This is a genomic window from Undibacter mobilis (assembly GCF_003367195.1).
GTDB lineage: Bacteria > Pseudomonadota > Alphaproteobacteria > Rhizobiales > Xanthobacteraceae > Pseudolabrys > Pseudolabrys mobilis.
This window is the reverse complement of record NZ_QRGO01000001.1, coordinates 2361347-2378207: the sequence shown is the minus strand read 5'-3', so window position 1 is coordinate 2378207 and position 16861 is coordinate 2361347. Positions and strand designations below refer to the sequence as shown.

12 protein-coding genes are annotated in these 16861 nt (G+C 63.4%); 10 read left to right on the top strand and 2 right to left on the bottom strand.

Features of this window, described 5'->3' with window-relative positions:
- Positions 1-208 precede the first annotated feature (208 nt).
- The 7 genes from exbB to DXH78_RS11120 all read left to right on the top strand — a co-directional run bounded on the left by exbB (position 209) and on the right by DXH78_RS11120 (position 11108).
- Positions 209-1162 (top strand): tonB-system energizer ExbB, encoded by a 954-nt coding sequence (exbB, locus tag DXH78_RS11150; protein ID WP_430727483.1) that lies wholly within the window; start codon positions 209-211, stop codon positions 1160-1162.
- A 7-nt stretch (positions 1163-1169) separates the two neighbouring features.
- Positions 1170-1598, top strand: coding sequence for a TonB system transport protein ExbD (gene exbD / locus DXH78_RS11145; RefSeq protein WP_115517096.1), 429 nt, complete (start codon positions 1170-1172; stop codon positions 1596-1598).
- Positions 1598-2434 carry an energy transducer TonB family protein gene (locus DXH78_RS11140; RefSeq protein ID WP_168192780.1) on the top strand — a complete coding sequence of 279 codons (837 nt, stop codon included), beginning with the start codon at positions 1598-1600 and terminating at the stop codon, positions 2432-2434. Before exbD ends, DXH78_RS11140 begins: the two co-directional genes overlap by 1 nt.
- Before the next feature lie 239 nt (positions 2435-2673).
- On the top strand, positions 2674-3273 hold the full coding sequence (locus DXH78_RS11135; protein WP_168192779.1) for a TIGR02594 family protein: 600 nt from the start codon (positions 2674-2676) through the stop codon (positions 3271-3273).
- 225 nt (positions 3274-3498) lie between these two features.
- A complete protein-coding gene (locus DXH78_RS11130) occupies positions 3499-9921 on the top strand; it encodes a tetratricopeptide repeat protein (protein ID WP_168192778.1) in 6423 nt (2140 codons plus the stop codon).
- Positions 9922-9960: 39 nt separating this feature from the next.
- A complete protein-coding gene (locus tag DXH78_RS11125; protein ID WP_115517092.1) occupies positions 9961-10647 on the top strand; it encodes a hypothetical protein in 687 nt (228 codons plus the stop codon).
- A 38-nt stretch (positions 10648-10685) separates the two neighbouring features.
- Positions 10686-11108 carry an acyl-CoA thioesterase gene (locus tag DXH78_RS11120; protein ID WP_115517091.1) on the top strand — a complete coding sequence of 141 codons (423 nt, stop codon included), beginning with the start codon at positions 10686-10688 and terminating at the stop codon, positions 11106-11108.
- 131 nt (positions 11109-11239) lie between these two features.
- On the opposite strand, the gene boxB is transcribed toward DXH78_RS11120, so the two are convergent.
- Both boxB and boxC read right to left on the bottom strand, forming a co-directional pair.
- Entirely contained in the window at positions 11240-12685 is a 1446-nt protein-coding gene (boxB, locus tag DXH78_RS11115; RefSeq protein ID WP_115517090.1) for a benzoyl-CoA 2,3-epoxidase subunit BoxB, read from the bottom strand.
- 37 nt (positions 12686-12722) lie between these two features.
- Positions 12723-14396, bottom strand: coding sequence for a 2,3-epoxybenzoyl-CoA dihydrolase (boxC, locus tag DXH78_RS11110; RefSeq protein WP_115517089.1), 1674 nt, complete (start codon positions 14394-14396; stop codon positions 12723-12725).
- Between the two features lie 145 nt (positions 14397-14541).
- Here boxC and DXH78_RS11105 point away from each other — a divergent pair, with 145 nt between their 5' ends.
- The 3 genes from DXH78_RS11105 to DXH78_RS11095 are packed head-to-tail and all read left to right on the top strand — an operon-like array spanning position 14542 to position 16854.
- On the top strand, positions 14542-15471 hold the full coding sequence (locus tag DXH78_RS11105; RefSeq protein WP_115517088.1) for a helix-turn-helix transcriptional regulator: 930 nt from the start codon (positions 14542-14544) through the stop codon (positions 15469-15471).
- A 7-nt stretch (positions 15472-15478) separates the two neighbouring features.
- On the top strand, positions 15479-16507 hold the full coding sequence (locus DXH78_RS11100) for an NAD(P)/FAD-dependent oxidoreductase (protein WP_115517087.1): 1029 nt from the start codon (positions 15479-15481) through the stop codon (positions 16505-16507).
- A 23-nt stretch (positions 16508-16530) separates the two neighbouring features.
- A complete protein-coding gene (locus DXH78_RS11095; RefSeq protein ID WP_115517086.1) occupies positions 16531-16854 on the top strand; it encodes a 2Fe-2S iron-sulfur cluster-binding protein in 324 nt (107 codons plus the stop codon).
- Positions 16855-16861: the final 7 nt, after the last annotated feature.

The window sequence follows — 16861 nt, the reverse complement described above, 5'->3', positions numbered from 1 at the left end:
GCTCGCCTTACGGGCACCAGCGCATTGCCGGCAGTGCAGCTTCTGCAGCTTTGAAAGCTTCTAAACGATTGATTTGAATAACTAAAATCTGTGCTGCGCGGGCGTTTTCCGGTTGCACCGCCCAAATGCTCCTATAGGGTCGCGGCGACCGGCGGGATATGGTGACTGTGGACAGGACGCCGGCCAGACAGGCCAGCCGCCCGACTGTATGGAAATGATCGTGATCGAATACCCGAAGCGAGCGAAGCCGGCATTCATGCGGCATTGTGGCGTAGCGGCATTTCTGCTGGCCGCGACCGTGATCCTTCCCACCATCTCCCCGGCCCAGACGCCCACCGCGCCGCCGGCCGCGAGCCCGGCAGAACCGGCTACGACGCCAGCCAGCCCCGTTCCCAACGTCGCGGCGACACCGGCGCCGTCATTGGCCGCCGCTCCGATCGTGACCCTGCCACGCGACTTGTCGCCATGGGGCATGTTCATGGCCGCCGATATTGTCGTGAAGGCGGTGATGATCGGGCTGGCCTTCGCCTCGGTCCTGACCTGGACGGTGTGGCTCGCCAAATTGCTGGAACTGATGCTAGCGAGCGGCAAGCTGCGACGCGGCATCAAGGCACTCGGCGGCGCGCGTAGCTGGGACGACGCCACCGCCGCCTTTCCGGCCAACGACAGCGGCGTCGCGCGGCTTGTGCGCGAGGCCGACGCCGAACTGAAACTGTCGTCAGACGCAGTCGCGCCGCATCCGCTGTCGCCCGACGGCGTCAAGGAACGTATTGCCTCGCGCTTCGAACGCGTCGAAGCCGCTGCCGGGCGCGCGATGATGCGCGGCACCAGCATCCTGGCCACGATCGGCGCCACCGCGCCCTTCGTCGGCCTGTTCGGCACGGTGTGGGGAATCATGAATTCGTTTATCGGTATCTCGAAGGCGCAGACCACCAATCTCGCCGTCGTGGCGCCGGGCATTGCAGAAGCGCTGCTTGCGACCGCGCTCGGCCTCGTCGCCGCCATCCCTGCGGTGGTGATGTACAACTTCTTCTCGCGCTGGATCGCCGGGTATCGCGCACTCAACGCCGATGCCGCGGCTTCGATCATGCGCCTCGTCAGCCGCGAAATCGAACGCGGCGCCTTCGATCGCCGCCGCCGCGGCGTCGCGGCCGCCGAGTGAGGCAGACATGGCTGTGCGTCTCGACCACGGCGACGAAGGGCTGAGCGAGATCAGCGAGATCAACGTCACGCCGTTCATCGATGTCATCCTCGTGCTGCTGATCATCTTCATGATCGCGGCGCCGCTGGCCACCGTCGATGTCTCGGTCGATCTGCCCGCCGCCAATGCGGAGAAGACGCAGCGCCCCGACAAACCGTTGTTCCTGACGCTCAAGCAGGACCTGTCGCTCGCCCTCGGCAATGACGACATGCCGCGGGCGGCGCTGGCCACCGCGCTTGATCGGGCGACCTCCGGCGACAAGCAGCAGCGCGTCTTTCTGCGCGCCGATAAGACCGTCCCCTATGGCGAACTGATGACTTTGATGAACGAGCTGCGCAGCGCCGGCTACCTGCATGTCGCGCTGGTTGGGCTCGAAGCTGCACCGGTGGCGCCATGATGCGCCGCGTGCCCGCAACCTTGCGCTGGAGCGTCTGCTTTGTCGCGGCGCTCGGCATTCACTTCGCGGGTGCTGCCGTTCTCCTCTCTCACTGGCAGCCGGTGTCCGATCAGGCCGCGAACGCACCTGTGGTCATGATCGACCTGGCGCCGATTGCCGTGGCGCCCCAGACCACGGAAACCGACCTGCCGCCCGACACCGTCGCGCGCCAATTCCAGAGCGGCGAGCAGAAGACACCGGACAAGCCGGAAGAAGAGGTCGTCGAGAAGCCGCCTCAGCCGGAGCCGGAGAAGCCGGTTGAGGTTGCCAAGGCTGAGGATGAGCCGGATAAGCCGTCCGATGTTACGCCGGAGCCGAAGGCCGAGATATCCCTGCTGCCGCCGCCCCGCCCGGTCCAGAAGACCGAGGACAAAAAGGACGAGAAAAAGAAAGAGGTGCGCAAGAAACCGCGCCCGCGGCAGGCAAGCCTGGCTTCGGCACCCAGCGCCGCCGACCAAGTGGCACCGCGCGCCGCGGCCCCCAGCGCTGGCGCTGCCCGGGACTCCAACGCCCTGCCGAACTGGACCTCGCGCGTTATCTCTCGCCTTGAGCGCTACAAGCGCTATCCCTCCGACGCCCAATCGCGCGGCGATCGCGGCGTGGTGCGGCTCGCCTTCAGCGTCGACCGCAGCGGCGGCGTCCACAATGCCCGCGTTGTCGCCTCGTCCGGCTCCAATGTGCTCGACCGTGAGACGCTGGCAATGATCGAACGCGCTTCGCCTTTGCCACCGCCGCCGGACGAAGTGCATGGCAGCTACATCCCGGTGGTCGTGCCCATCGCCTATTACATCCGCTGACCTCAGCGGAACTTCATTTAAAATTTTATCGAATGCGCCCGATGTGTCGCAAAACGACGCAACGCGCCGCGCAAATTAACCACATCCACAAAGCGTACGAAACAAGACGCCGGGAAATCTTGCAGTGAGCGTAGGGTATTGGAATTGTTTATACGCGATGATGAATGGCGCATCGACGGTGCAATTCGTTAATCGACAAGAAGGAAACCCGGTAGCCGATAGTCCGGATGAGAGCCGCCATGAAACGATCGATCGCAGCAAGTCTCGTTTGCAGTCTGACCGTCTGCATTGCATCGACATCTTTCGCCGCGACAGCGAAACGCAACGACCGCTTTGCCAACACCGAGCCGCTTGAGACTATCTCGCGCAGCCGCGCCGAAGCCGCAGACCAGGCGGCCCAGGTACCCGGTGGCGCCAGCCTGTTGCTGGAAGCGTTGCGCTATCGCGGCGCCAACGCCAAGCAACTCGGTCTGCCGGCGCAATTGTGGTGCGCCGACTTCATGAACTTCGTCATCAAGAAAGCCGGTGGCAACAAGGGTACGCAATCGCGCGCTGCGCGTTCGTTCCTGGAATTCGGCAAGAAGCTCGACGGCCCGCGCGTCGGTGCCATCGCCATCCTCAAGCGCGGCGGCCCGCAGAATGGCCATGTCGGCATTGTGCGAGGCACCGACGGCCAGGGCAATCCGATCCTGATTTCCGGCAACAGCGGCAACATGGTGCGGCAGTCGTCCTACCCGAAAGAAAAAGTTCTCGGCTATGTCATGCCGCCGGATTACGTGCTGCGGGAGATTGCCAGCGCGGCGCGCGCCCAGGCGATCAAACAGCAGCAAGCACAATAGAACCAATCATTGAGCTCTTTCTTGCGCCGCGCTTCCAGCGCGGCGCTTTCGTTTCTCCATCGCCGCTCGCCGCGTTAGTATTAACCGCCCGCACTGCGCACGGATTAATGTTAATCGAGGCTTGTGCGCGCATCTGCCCCCATCTCCCTGCATGATCGCCCCAATCGGCGACGAACCGGAAAATCATCCGGCGACGCTCTCGATGGAGGAATGGGACAGGACGACATGCTTCGGGGAGCACGCATCGTCTTTATCAAGGTTGCAGTCGCTGCCTTCGCGTCGTTCGTCGCGATGCCGGCGCACGCGGTTACGCGCGACCAGATCAAGCTGTGCGAAGGCAAAGGTGATGGCACCAACGAGCAGCGCATCGCGGCCTGCGACGCCGTCATTGACGGATCGAGCAACGCCAAGCAGCGCGCCGCCGCGCAAGCCAGCAAATCCAAGCTCGTCAAGAACCGCAGCGCCGTCCAGCGGCGCAAGGCCGAAGAACTTCTCGCCGGCGCCAAGGACAAGCGCACCCGGGGCGACGCCGAAGGCGCCATTCGCGACCTCGACGAAGCGATCCGGCTCGATTCCAGGAATCCCGAAGCCCTCTACCAACGCGCATTGGCCTTGCGCGACCGCGGCGACAGCGAGCGCGCCATTCAGGACCTTGAGCAGACCCTCAAATACGACGCCCGCAATAGCGACGCGCTCAAGACACTGAGCCACCTCTATTACGACCGCCGCAAATACGACGCCTCGATTGTCGCGCTCGATTCCGCGATTAAACTGAACGCCAACGACAATATCGCCTATTACAACCGCGGCATGGCTTATCGCGCCAAAGGCGAGCCTGATCGCGCCATCGTCGACTACGACCGTGCAATCAAGCTCAACAACACTGACGCCGTCGCGCTCCACAGCCGCGGCCTCGCCTATCGCGACATCCGCGACTACGAGCGTGCCATTCAGGATTTCGATCAGGCGATCAAACTGAAATCCGACTTCATTCTAGCGCTGAACGACCGCGGCATCGCCTATGCCGCCAAAGGCCAGGTTGAGCGCGCCATTCAGGACTTCGACCAGGCCATCCTGCTCGATCCGCGCGACGCTTTTGCCTACAACAACCGTGGCCTTGCCTACCGCAATCGCGGTGAAACCGACCGCGCCATCAAGGACTACGATCAGGCGGTGCTGCTGAACCCGAATTACGTTCTGGCATTCTACAATCGCGGCAACGCCTATTACGACAAGTCCGATTACGACCGCGCCATCCGCAACTACGATCAGGCGATCCGCCTCGACGCCGAATATGCACTGGCCTATTACGACCGCGGCGTCTCCTATTTCGCCAAGGCCGATTACGACCGTGCGCTGAGCGACCTGTCGCAGGCGATCAAGCTCGATCCGAAGGATTCCCTGTCGTACTACAACCGCGGCGTCGTCTATATCGCGCGCGGCGAGTACGATGCCGCCGTTGCCGATTTCGACCGCTCGATCCGCATCGACCCGAAGAACGCGCGCGCGTTTTACAATCGCGGCCTGGCGCTGAAGGCCAAAGGCAGCGACGAACGCGCCATCGCCGATTTCACCCAGTCACTCCAGCTCGACGGCAAGAATGCCCTCGCCTACTTCAACCGCGGGCTCGCCTACCGTTCGCGCGGCGATACCGAACGCAGCCTGGCCGATTTCGATCAATCCCTGAAGCTCGATCCCAAGAATTCTCAGGCGTGGTATGAGCGCGGCTTCGCGCTGTTCGACAAGCGTGATTACGACCGAGCCATTGCCGACTTCAATCAGGCGACCAACATCAAGCCCGACTATACGGCCGCGCTGAACCAGCGCGGCCTAGCCTATGGTGCCAAGGGCGACGGCGACAGGGCCATCGCCGACTTCGACACGGCGCTGCGCATCGATCCGACTTACGCGCCAGCCCTGGCCAACCGCGGCGACGCTTTCCAGAAGAAGCGCCAGTATGATCGCGCCATTGCCGACTTCAACGAGGCGATCAAGGTCAACCCGAACTATCCCGGCACCTATTTCAACCGCGGTTTGGCGCTGCAGGACAAGCGCGACTTCAAGGCCGCCGCCGCCGACTTCTCGCAAGCCATCAAGCTCGATCCGAAGAACGCCGCGGCCTATAACGGCCGTGCTTTCGCCTATCAGCAGATGAACGAGGATGAGCGCGCCTTCCAGGACTACGAGCAGGCGATCAAGCTCAATCCCAACTTCGGCACCGCCTACTACAACCGCGGCAAGGCCCATTACGAGCGGCGCGACTACGAACGCGCCGTTGCGGATCTGTCTCAGGCCGTCAAGCTCGAACCGCGCGACCCGCTCATCGCTCACGCCCGGGGCCTCGCCTATCGTGAGCGGCGGGACTTCGACCGCGCCATCGCCGATTTCGATCAGGCGCTGCGGCTGGACCCGAAATTCACCGCCGCTTATGTCGATCGCGGCAATGCCTATCAGGGCAAAGGTGACTACGAGCGCGCCATCGGCAACTACGATCTGGCAATCAAGCTCGATCCGAAATACGGCGCCGCCTTCACTGAGCGCGGCAATACCTATGCCTTGCGCGGCAATGTCGATCGCGCGCTGCAAGACTACGAGCAGGCGATCAAGTTCAATCCGAACTATGCAGGGGTGTTCACCAGCCGCGCCCAGCTCTGGCAGCGCAAGGGCGATCTCAACAAGGCGCTCGCCGACCTCGACCAGGCGATCAAGCTCGATCCGGCCTTCGCGCTGGCGCTCGCCAATCGCGGCGCCATCTATCAGAGCCGCGGCGACATCGACCGCGCCATTGCCGATTTCGACCGCGCCATCGCCGCCGACCCGCATTCCGATTTCGCCTATAACAGCCGCGGCCTCGCCTACAAGGCCAAGGGCCAGACCGAAAAGGCGCTCAAGGATTTCGACCAGGCCGTCACCATCAATTCCGGCTTCGCGGCCGCGCTGCTCAACCGTGGCGAAACACTGCAGGCGGCGGGCTATCACGAGCGCGCCATCCGCGATCTCGACCAGGTGATCCGCCTCAATCCCGGCAATGCACAGGCCTATCTGGCGCGCGGCCTCGCTTTCACCGGCAAGCCGGACTACGACCGCGCCATCGCCGATCTCAGTCAGGCCATCAAACTCGATGGTTCGCTGGCGGCGGCCTATAACGGCCGTGGCATCGCCTGGCGCGCGCGCGGCGAGCGCGACCGCGCCATCGCCGACTTCAGCCAGGCCGCGAAGATCGACCCGAACTTCGCCATGGCCTTCTCCAACCGCGCCATCGCCTATTACGACAAGCGCGACTATGACCGCGCTATCGGCGACCTGACACAGGCAATCAAGCTCAATCCGAACTCGGTGCGTGCCTATTACGACCGCGGCATCGCCTACGGCGCCAAAGGCGACACCGATCGCGCCATTGCCGACTTCGACGCGGCGCTCAAGCTCGACCCGAAGAACGCCGTCGCCTTCAACAATCGCGGCGTCGCCTGGCGCGGCAAAGGCGACACCGATCGCGCCATCGCCGACTTCGGCGAGGCCATCAAGCTCAATGACAGCTATGCTACGGCTTTCTACAATCGCGCCAATGCCTATGCCGACAAGGGTGATGCCGACCGCGCCTTCGCCGACTTCGACCGCGCCCTCAAGATCGATGCCAAGGACGCCTATGCCCTGCACGACCGCGGCGTGGTCTATTACGAAAAGCGCGACTACGAACACGCGATTGCCGATTTCGAGGCGGCGACGCGGCTAAGCCCAGGTTATTCCATCGCCTCCAGCCCGCGCGGCAACGACATCCGCGGCCAGCGCGGCTATGACCGCGATGTCGAGGACACCGAGACCCGGCTGAAGGCCAGCCCGATCTTCGCACTGGCCTATAACGACCGCGGTATCGCGTTCGCCGCCCGCAAGGAACAGGACCGCGCGATTGCCGACTTCGACCGCGCGCTCAAGATCAACCCGAATTTCTCCGCGGCCTACTACAATCGCGGCAATGCCTGGTACCAAAAACGCGACATCGACAAGGCCATCGCCAGTTACGACGCCGCCCTCAAGCTCAATCCGAAGGACGCGCTCGCCTATTTCGACCGCGGCGTCGCCCATTACGACCGTGAGTCCTTCGATCGGGCCATCGCCGATTTCGAGCAGACCGTGAAGCTCGACCCGAAGAACGCGCAGGCCTTCTACAATCTCGGCACGGCGTTCCAGGAGAAGAACGACTTCGACCGCGCCATCCAGAACTACAATCAGGCGCTCGCGATCGACGGCAGGCTCGCCGCCGCCTATTCGGCGCGCGGCTATGCACTGGCCAGCAAGGGCGACTACGACAAGGCCCTCGTCGACCTGACACAGGCGATCCGGCTGAGCCCCGGCCAGGCAACCGCCTTCAACGACCGCGGCATTGTCTACGGCATCAAGGGCGAGACCGATCGCGCCATTGCCGATTTCGATCAGGCCATCGCGCTCGATCCGCAATATGCGCCACTGTACAATAACCGCGCCATCGTCCGCGCCGCCAAGGGTGAACTCGACAAGGCGGTCGCCGACTACGATCAGTCGGTGAAGCTGAACGGCAATTACGCCGCCGCCTTCTACAACCGCGGCAACGCCAAATACGACAAGAGCGACTATGCCGGCGCCGCCGCCGATTATTCCAGCGCGCTGAAGCTGTCGCCGGCCGACACCGCGGCGCTGAACAACCGCGGCAACGCCTTCGCCAACAGCCGCGACTTCGACCGCGCCATCGCCGACCTGACCCAGGCCATCAAGGTCACCCCGGGCTACGCCCAAGGTTACAACGATCGCGGCGTCGCTTACGGCGCGCGTGGCGACAACGACCGCGCGCTCGCCGACTTCGAGCAGGCCGTGAAGCTGGATCCGACCAACAGCTTCGCCTTCTACAATCGCGGCCTGGCGCAGCGCGACCGGAACCAGATCGACCAGGCCATCGCCAGCTTCGAGCAGGCGATCAGGCTGAACCCGGCCTACGCGGTCGCCTACTACAACCGTGGCAATGCGTACGAATTCAAGCGCGACTTCCAGCGTGCCATCGCCGATTTCGACGCGGCTCTCAAGCTCAAGTCCGACTATGCACTCGCTTATTACGATCGTGGCCTGTCCTACGGCGCCATGGGCGATGCCGATCGCGCCATTGTCGACCTCAGCGAAGCCATCAAACACGACCGCACCAACGCGCTCGCGTTCTATAACCGCGGCATCGCCTACCGGCTCAAGAACGATCTTGAGCGAGCCACTGCCGACTTCGGCGAAGCCATCAAGCTCGATGGCAAATTCGCGCTCGCTTATGCCCAGCGTGGTACCGTCCATTATGCGCGCCGCGATCTCGATCGCGCCATCGCCGACTTTACCGAGTCGCTGCGCTATGACGCCAACGTCGCCGACGTCTATTACCGCCGTGCCGTCACCCTCCGCGACAAGGGCGACCTCGACCGCGCCGTCAATGATTTCAGCCAAGCAATCCGCATCGAGCCGAAGAATGCGCTGGCCTATCAGAGCCGCGGCCGCGCCTTCCGCATGAAAGGCGACATCGAGCGCGCCTTCGCCGACTTCGACCAGGCGGTGAAGCTCGACGGAAAATCTTCGGCCGCCTTCACCGACCGCGGCACCACGCGCGGCCTGCGCGGCGAGTTCGACGCCGCCATTGCCGATTTTGACGTCGCCCTGAAGCTCGATGCCGGTAACACGCTCGCCTACAACAACCGAGGATTCGCGCTGCGCCACAAAGGCGATAACGACCGCGCCATTGCCGACTTCGGCGAGGCGATCAAGCGCGACGCCAATTATGCGCTGGCATTCTACAACCGCGCCGGTGCCTATACTGACAAGCGTGACTACGACCGGGCCATTGCCGACTATGATGCGGCCATCAAGCTCAATGCCGGCTTGGCCGACACCTACAATGGCCGCGGCCTCGCGTATGACAGCAAGGGCAATTTCGACGAGGCGATCGCCAACTTCGCCCAGGCCATCAAGCTCGAGCCGAAGAACGCGCGCGCGCTGAACAACCGCGGCTTTTCTTACCGCAACAAACGCGACATGGACCGCGCCATCGCCGACTACAACGCGGCGCTTGCGATCGACCCCAATTACGCGCTGGCGCTCTACAACCGCGGTTTCGCCTATTACGACACGCGCGACTTCGACCGCTCCAGCCGCGACATGAACCAGGCGATCAAATTCAACCCGAACTTCGCCTCGGCTTTCCTCGATCGCGGCCTCAGTCCCGACCGGCGCGATTTCGACCGCACCGTCTCGGCTGCAGACGCGACCATCGAGGAGCGGCCGTCTTATGCGGTCTCGTTCTCCGGCCGCGGCGTCGCTTACGAGAACCGCCGTGAGGGCGACCGCATCATCCGCGATGCCAGCCAGCCGATCCGCAACAACCGCTACAACAGCTACGCCTATTCGCCGGACACCTTCCCGCCGCCGAGCCCGGCGCTGCTGGCGCCGGCTGCGCCCGTAAAGCCCGAAGCCAAGGTCGATGTGCCGGTACCGAGCCCGTCGCCGCGGGCCGAAGCACCGGCCATTGCCGCCCATGCCCAGGCGCAGGAGCAGGATGTGCCGATGCCGCAGGTCAGGCCGAGCAGCGCGCCGCGCCGTGTCGTGCGGCCCCCGCCGCTGCGTGAGCGGCGCGAGGCCCGGCGCTGACGCAACGGCGCCGCGCCGAATCGCCTAGATTGGCCGGCGATGGTCACGCCCGCCACCCGCAATCGGATCAAGAGCCTGCTGACGCCCGCCGAGCGGCGGCTGTTTGCGCGGCTCGATACGCCACACAAGATCCAGACATTCCTTGACAAGATGCCGGCCAATTTCGGCCTCGACGGCGACACTGCGATGTCGCCACGGCGGATGCTGCAAGCGAAAGTGGCGCATTGCTCGGAAGGCGCGGTCTTCGCCGTGGCCGCGCTGGCCTTCCATGGCAGGCCGTCATGGCTCATCGACCTGCGGGCGCTGCCGAGCGACTACGATCACATCATCACCGTCTTCAAGGAACGCGGCCTGTGGGGCGCGATCAGCAAGACCAACCACCCGGTGCTGCGCTGGCGCGACCCGGTCTATCGCAGCCCGCGCGAGCTGGTCATGTCCTATGTCCATGAGTACTGCCTGCCGGGCGGCAAGAAATCGCTGCTTGAGTATTCGCGGCCTTACGCCTTGACGCGCTACGCGCCGGAGCGCTGGCTGACACCGCTCGAGGACCTCGACTGGTTGATGCTGGCGCTGGACGAGGCCCCGCATTTGCCGATTGCGCCGAAAGCCGCACTGAAGCGGCAGCGCCGCTCGACCGCGTTCGAGCGTGACGCCCACAACCGGATCGAATGGCCTGACCCACGCCCCAAGAAAGGCGGCGCCAAGGCCTCGAAACGGCGCGGCTAAGCCTCTACAATCGCCGCTCCTCAAGCCGGAGATTTCGTGTGACGTCCTTCACCTACCGCCGCTCCTTCGTCGTACCGTGGGGCGACTGCGACCCGGCCGGCATTGTCTTCAACCCGAAATTCTTCACCTATTTCGACGCCAATACCTGGCTGCTGTTCGAAGCGGCCACCGGGGTGAAGGTTCACGACATCAATGAGCGTTTCGGCATTATCGGCATCGCACTGGTCGATGCCGGCGCCAATTTCATGAAGCCGGTCAAATATGGCGACGACATCGAGATCGTGTCGCGGGTCGCCGAATTCCGCCGCTCCAGCTTCGTGGTCGAGCACAAGATCCTGCTCGGCGGCGACCTGCGCAATGAGGGCACCGAAACCCGCGTCTGGGCGATCAAGCACCCGGACGATCCCGAGCGCATCAAAACGTCGGCGATACCGGATGAGGTGATCAAGGCGTTTGGGTAAGGGACGAACCTCAAGACTGTCATCACCGGGCCTGTCCCGGTGATCCCGCTTGGACAGGCACCGTGCCTTTATAAGCGGGATGGCCGGGTCAAGCCCGGCCATGACATCGTTGATTTCTGCGCGTCAGACTCCTACGCCAGCTTCACATATTCGAAATCGCCCGCCTTGTTGTCGATGCCGACCTTGGGCGGCGCGATCCAAGAAGCGAACTTACCGGGCTCCATCACGGGCTGCATCAGGCTCTCGATATAGACGCGGTCATTGTCGTTCGGCAGATAATTGTCCTTGGCCTTGGTCCAGGCCACCTCGTCGAGAATGTTGCCCGCCGGATCGGCCTTGATCTTGGAGAACTCGCCGATTTGGCGGTGGAACGCCTGGTGCGGCAGTTTCATCTGATATCGGATGCCATACTGCTCGATGACCTTGTTCCAGCGCGACACGCCGAGTTCACAGTCCTTCAAGTAATCGTCGCGCAGCCGCATGTTGAGCGCCGACAGCGCCGGCGCGTTCTCGTTCATCAGCAGCCCGTCCTTGAGCCGGAGCACCGGATAGAAGTCGTTCTCCAGTTTGTGGTCGTCGCCGGTCAGGCGCTCCTCGCGGAAGCGGCCCTTGATGCCCGAATGGAACGCATTGGCGGCGTTAGTCGAAATCTCGTTACCGAACAGGTCGAGCGACAAGGAACAGTGCAGGTTCAGCTTCTTCTGGACGGTCGGCAGGTCAATGACGCCGAGCTTGCGCACGGCCGCGACGTCGTTCGGATCGTCGATGCCGGCATTCTTCATCGCTTCGCAGGTGCGCTCGATCACGCGGGTGACGCCGGTCTCGCCGACGAACATGTGGTGCGCCTCTTCGGTCAGCATGAAGCGACAGGTGCGCGACAAGGGATCGAAGCCGGATTGAGCCTGCGCCTCGAGCTGCATCTTGCCATCGCGGTCGGTGAAGTAGGTGAACATGAAGAACGACAGCCAGTCCGGCGTCTTCTCATTGAAGGCGCCCAGCATGCGCGGCGTATCGGCATCGCCCGAGCGACGCTCCAGCAGCGCGTCAGCCTCGTCGCGGCCTTCGCTGCCGAAATACTTGTGCAGCAAATAGACCATCGCCCACAGGTGACGGCCCTCTTCGACGTTGACCTGAAACAGGTTGCGCAGGTCGTAGAGCGACGGCGCAGTCTTGCCGAGATGGCGCTGTTGCTCGACCGAGGCTGGCTCCGTGTCACCTTGGATAACGATCAGGCGGCGCAGCAGCGCGCGATATTCGCCCGGCACTTCCTGCCAGGCCTTTTCGCCCTTATGCGCGCCGAACGGAATCTTGCGGTCTTCGACCTGCGGCGCCAACAGAATGCCCCACCGATACTCGGGCATGCGCACATAATCGAACTTGGCCCAGCCCTTCGGATCGACCGACACCGCGGTACGCAGGTAAACCAGCGCTTCCTGGAAGCCGTCGGGCCCCATGTCGTTCCACCAGTTGATATAGCCGGGGTGCCACTTTTCCAGCGCACGCTTGACGCGCGCATCAGAGTTGAGGCCGACATTGTTCGGGATCAGGCCGTCGTAGTCGACATTGACGATGTTCATGGGCTGTTTCCTATCCACTTTTCCCGGGCGCGCATCCTCACACGCGCTCTTTATTGAAAGTCGGCTTGACACCACTGCCGTAGAGCTTCAGCGCGCCCTGCTCGCCGATGGCGTTGGGCCGCTGGAAGATCCAGTTCTGCCAGGCCGTCAGCCGGCCGAAGATTTTCGTTTCCATGGTCTCAGGGCCGGCAAAGCGCAGGTTGGCTTCGAGCCCGGTCAGCGCATCTGGCGAGAACGAGGCGCGCTCTTCCATCATCACGCGTAGTTCGTCGTCCCAGTCGAAATCCTCATAACCGAACGTGACAAGCCCGAGATCGAGCGCTTCCTCGGCCTCGAGCGGCTCTCCGATCTTCGCTTCCGCAGCCTTGATCGACACGTCATCGTCAAGAAAACGCGTCTGCAGCCGCGTCAGGTCGTTGCCCATCGGATAGGGCCCGAAATTGGCTTTGCCGAGCGTGATCGCCGCCGGTGCGCGGTTGTCGCCTTCGCGTGTGCCGATCAGCATGGCCGAGCGGTCAGCAACGAAGACCAGTTCGGCGAGCGTGCCGGCAAAGCACGAGCCCGGCTCGACCAAGGCCATCAGCGTTTTCGGTGTCACGTCGAGCCGCTTGAACACGCGCTTCACGTAGTGACGGATCTCGCGCAGCAACCAATCGTTATGGCCGTTGAGCAGCACCTCGTCATGGTTCAGCACTGCCCTGGCGTCGCCCTCGGTCTTGAGCACGACGAGATTGATGGTCGGCTCGTTGGTGCGCAGGTGCAGGATGGCGTCTTCGAGTTCGCGCGCCATGGCCAGCGGCCAGAACGCCGCGCCTTTCTGATGCACGGCCTCGACCGACGCTGGCGCGGCTTCGGCCGGCGCCTTGACGATGATGGTGGCGATGGATTTGTCGCGCTCGATCTCCACTTCGACATGCGAATAGCTGACGCGGCTGTCGGCAATGGTACGCGAGAGCGGCGTCAGTGCGATGCCTTTGCCATTGGCGGGACGATCGGACTGCGCGGCGATCGCGGCGGCGCGCGCCTTGACTGCATCCTGCCACTTCGACGGCGGCACCGCTTCGTCGACCAGCTTCCATTCGACGGCCTTGGCGCCGCGCAGGCCCTCTTCTGTGGCGCAGAAGAAGTCGGCGCGGTCACGGCGAACCTTGCGCTTGTCGGTGACGCGGGTGAGCCCGCCGGTGCCGGGTAGCACCGCGAGCAGCGGCGTCTCCGGCAGCGACACCGCGGAACGTCGATCGTCGATCAGCATAATGTGCTCGGCGGCGAGCGCCAATTCATAGCCACCGCCAGCGCAGGCGCCACTGACAGCGGCCATGTATGTCTGGCCGGAGTTGGCGCTGGCGTCTTCGATGGCGAGCCGCGTCTCGTTGGTGAACTTGCAGAAGTTCACCTTCCACTGATGCGACGACTTGCCGAGCATCCGGATATTGGCGCCGGCGCAGAATACATTCTCTTTGCCGGACTTGATGACGACTGCCTGCACTTCGGGATGCTCGAAGCGCAGCCGCTGCACGGCATCGTTCAATTCGATATCGACGCCGAGGTCGTAGGAATTGAGCTTGAGTTCATAGTCGGGCCGCAGGCCGCCGGCCGGATCGACGTCCATGACCAGATTGGCGATATTGCCATCGATCTCGATACGCCAGTGGCGATAGCGCGACGGGTCGGTGCGGTAATCGACAATGCAACGATCGGTGGTGTCGGTCATCCCGGCGTGTCTTCCCTGGGCGGCGGTGCCATATGCATTATTATGCATATTGTTAGCAGTGCGGCCCCCTAGCGGCAATACTTTAGTTCACAATAATTCGCAAACTCCATTGCATCGGCATTATATTGCATGGTAAGCAGAGGCCATGAAACCGGCCTCCCCACAAGCCGAGACGAGGAAACTCCCACGCGAATCCGATGCTTACCTGCGTCGGCTCGGCGAACGAGTGCGCATGCTGCGCAATCAGCGCGGCATGTCGCGCAAGGTTCTGGCGCGTCAGGCCAAGGTATCGGAACGCTATATCGCACAGCTCGAGTCCGGCCTTGGCAACTGTTCCATCGTCCTCTTGCGTCGGATCGCCCGCGCCATCGGCCTGCCGGTGACGCAACTCGTCCATGACGGCAGCGATCCGCCGCTCGATTTCGTCCTGCTCTCGCAATTCCTCGAGCGGCTGTCGCCCGCCGAACTCGGCGAGGCCCGGCGGCTGCTCAGCGACCGCTTCCGTGCGGCCGGCGCCGACGATCCGGCGCGCCGGCGGCGCATTGCGCTCATCGGCCTGCGCGGCGGCGGCAAATCGACCCTCGGCATGCTGCTCGCCGAGCAACTTGGCGTGCCCTTCGTCGAACTCAACCGCGAGATCGAACGCCGCGCCGGCGCTTCGCTCGGCGAGATCTTCGACATGTTCGGCCAGGAAGCATTCCGGCGCGCCGAGCGCGAGGCGCTCGACGATATCCTCAACCGACACGAGGCATTTGTCGTTGCCACGTCGGGTTCAATCGTCACGGAGCCGGGCACGCTGGAAATGCTGCTGTCATCGTGTTTCACGGTCTGGGTCCGTGCTGAGCCGGCCGAGCACATGAAACGCGTAATGGCGCAGGGCGACATGCGGCCGATGGCCAATTCGGCGCGCGCCATGGACGACCTGATTTCTATTCTCAAGAGCCGCGAACCGCTCTATGCCAGAGCGGAAGCGACCGTCACCACCACGGGCAAGACGCCCGAGCAAAATCTCGGCGAGCTGTTGCGCGTCATCGCGCCGCCCGTGCGAAGCAAGGAGCCGGCCATCGCCGGATGAGAATCTGATGAGCGAAACCATCAAGACCGACGTCCTCATCGTCGGCGCCGGCCCCTGCGGCCTGTTCGCCGTGTTCGAACTGGGCCTTCTGGACATCAAGGCGCACCTTGTGGACATTCTCGACAAGGTCGGCGGCCAGTGTGCCGAGCTCTATCCGGAGAAGCCGATCTACGACATTCCCGGTATCCCCGAGATCACCGGCCAGGGCCTGACCCAGTCGCTGATGGCGCAGATCAAGCCGTTCAATCCCACCTTCCATCTCGGCGAGATGGTGACGGGCATCGAGAATATCGGCGACCCGCTGTACCGCGTCACCACCACCGCCGGCAAAACCTTCGAGACCAAGGTGGTCGTCATCGCCGCCGGCGGCGGCTCCTTCCAGCCGAAGCGGCCGCCGATCGAGGGCATCGAGCCTTACGAGGAAAAGTCGGTGTTCTATGCGGTGCGCAAGATGGATGCCTTCCGCGACAAGAACATCGTCATCGTCGGCGGCGGCGATAGCGCCCTCGACTGGACGCTCAATCTGCACCCCATCGCCAAGCGCGTGACGCTCGTCCACCGCCGCGACGACTTCCGCGGCGCGCCCGACAGCGTCAACAAGATGCGCAGCCTGGTTGCGTCCGGCAGCATGGACCTCCGGATCGGCCAGATTGCTTCGCTCGAAGGCGGCGACGGCCAGCTCGAAGCCATTTCGGTCAAGGACAAGGACGGCAAGCTCGACCGCGTCGCCTGCGACGCCATGCTGCCCTTCTTCGGCCTGACCATGAAGCTCGGCCCGATCTCGGATTGGAAGCTCGACATGGACGACGAGCTCGTCAAGGTCGACGTCTCGACCTTCGAGACCAACCGACACGGCATCTTCGCCATCGGTGACATCAATACCTATCCCGGCAAGCTGAAGCTGATTCTATCCGGCTTCCACGAGGGCGCACTGATGGCGCACCGGGCGCACCACTACGTCCACCCGGAAAAGCGTCTCGTGTTCCAGTACACGACATCGTCCACCAGCCTGCAGAAGAAACTCGGCGTCGCCTGAGCGCGCATCAACGAACAGACATCATGCCCAAGATCACCTTTATCGAACACGACGGCAGTATTCACGAGGTCGAGGCCGAACTCGGCGCTTCGGTCATGGAGACGGCGCTGCGTAACGACATCAGCAGCATCGTCGCCGAATGCGGCGGCGGCTGCACCTGCGCCACCTGCCACGTCTATGTCGATGAAGCCTGGGTTGAGCGCGTCGGTCCGCCCTCGCCGTCCGAGGATGCCGAGCTGGACGCCGCCTTCGACGTCCGCGCCAATTCGCGGTTATCGTGCCAGATCACAGTGACCGAGGCCCTCGACGGCCTGATCGTGCGCACGCCGTCCTATCAGGGACGCTAGCCCCTTC

Coding starts and splice junctions, on each gene's coding strand:
- exbB (WP_430727483.1), top strand. CDS start 209: ATGGAAATGATCGTGATCGAATACCCGAAGCGAGCGAAGCCGGCATTC.
- exbD (WP_115517096.1), top strand. CDS start 1,170: ATGGCTGTGCGTCTCGACCACGGCGACGAAGGGCTGAGCGAGATCAGC.
- DXH78_RS11140 (WP_168192780.1), top strand. CDS start 1,598: ATGCGCCGCGTGCCCGCAACCTTGCGCTGGAGCGTCTGCTTTGTCGCG.
- DXH78_RS11135 (WP_168192779.1), top strand. CDS start 2,674: ATGAAACGATCGATCGCAGCAAGTCTCGTTTGCAGTCTGACCGTCTGC.
- DXH78_RS11130 (WP_168192778.1), top strand. CDS start 3,499: ATGCTTCGGGGAGCACGCATCGTCTTTATCAAGGTTGCAGTCGCTGCC.
- DXH78_RS11125 (WP_115517092.1), top strand. CDS start 9,961: ATGGTCACGCCCGCCACCCGCAATCGGATCAAGAGCCTGCTGACGCCC.
- boxB (WP_115517090.1), bottom strand. CDS start 12,685: ATGAACATCGTCAATGTCGACTACGACGGCCTGATCCCGAACAATGTC.
- boxC (WP_115517089.1), bottom strand. CDS start 14,396: ATGACCGACACCACCGATCGTTGCATTGTCGATTACCGCACCGACCCG.
- DXH78_RS11105 (WP_115517088.1), top strand. CDS start 14,542: ATGAAACCGGCCTCCCCACAAGCCGAGACGAGGAAACTCCCACGCGAA.
- DXH78_RS11100 (WP_115517087.1), top strand. CDS start 15,479: ATGAGCGAAACCATCAAGACCGACGTCCTCATCGTCGGCGCCGGCCCC.
- DXH78_RS11095 (WP_115517086.1), top strand. CDS start 16,531: ATGCCCAAGATCACCTTTATCGAACACGACGGCAGTATTCACGAGGTC.